Annotated in this window: 1 protein-coding gene; it reads left to right on the plus strand. The window is 57.2% G+C overall.

All coding sequences use genetic code 11. The annotated features are described in order from the left end of the window. Positions 1-42 precede the first annotated feature (42 nt). A partial coding sequence (locus tag FN369_RS01230) for an outer membrane beta-barrel protein (RefSeq protein ID WP_246189473.1) occupies positions 43-1,233 on the plus strand: 1,191 nt, incomplete at its 3' end.

Genomic DNA, 1,233 nt, shown 5'->3' on the forward strand with positions numbered 1-1,233 from the left:
CGTCTATAGCTACTAAACCCGCAGGCAGAAAAAAGGAGGAGGATGAAAAGAATACTGTGCGGGAAGGGGATGGTGTGGAGTTTGTGGCTGCTGGTCCTCCCGCTTGGCTCTCTTCGTGCGGCGGACGAGGCTTCCTCGGGCGGAAGCATGCCGGAGCTCTCGGCCGGTTCCACGGATTCCGGCTCGCTTTCGGGAAGTCCCGAAGAGATGGAGCGACTCCAGAAGGTTCTCGAGGAGCAGGGGATTGCGGCCACGCAAGCCCAGAACCCGGGGATCAAACTGACCGGATACGTGGAGGGGAGCTATACCTACAATTTCGTCAACGCACCTTCGTTCAATCAGGTGCCCGTGATCGCTGCGAACCCGGCGATCTCGGGTGTCCCGAGAGGGACGCCCCTCCCCGCGTATCCGAGCATGCCTCTGCGATTCACGACGGATGGGATTCCGGGAGGAGCATTTAATTTTAACCAGCTCAAAGTGGCGCTGGAGAAGGCGCTTACCGATGAGAACAAATGGCAGGCTGGCTTTCGTGTCGATGCGATCTTCGGCCAGGACGCGGCCCTCGGCGAGCCCGACTCGGTGACGGGAAATGGGACTTTCAACAATACGGGGATCGGCTTTAACTCGAGCGGCATCTTCCTCGAGCAGGCCTATGTGCAGTTCAAAATGCCGGTTGGAGACAAGAGCATCGAGTTTCACATCGGCCAGTATGCGTCGCCGATCGGTTTGGAAGTCATGGAGCGCCCCGCCAACTTCAACTTCAGCTACGGGATCCTCTTCAACAACTTCGAGCCATTCACGATGGTGGGAGGCGAGGCGATCTACAAGTTTGACGACAGTTGGACCACGCGAGTCGGACTTACCAACGGCGGGTGGAACGTCTCGCGGTCGGGCTATCCCTACTATGGGATGGTGAACAACATGATCAACAGCAGCAACAGCGTCGTCCTCTGGCAGATGATTGACTACGTCTCGAAGGACAAGCTCTTCCTCAACACGTTTGGATATGCATTCGCCCCCGATGGGGTAAATCCCCCCGGATTCGGCACTCGACCATTTGGAAATTACGCGGGCGCCTACAACTTTGGAGGCGACATCGTTCCCTCTCCTTACAACGACAACGGCCTCTTCATGGAGTTCAACGATTTCGGCACCTGGATCCCCAAATGGGTAAAAGACCAGAAGTTGGAGTTTGCCTACGAACTCGTCGGCGGCTTTTCCAACGCCGCCGTC

Source organism: Methylacidimicrobium cyclopophantes, from assembly GCF_902143385.2.
Classification (GTDB): Bacteria; Verrucomicrobiota; Verrucomicrobiia; order Methylacidiphilales; family Methylacidiphilaceae; genus Methylacidimicrobium; species Methylacidimicrobium cyclopophantes.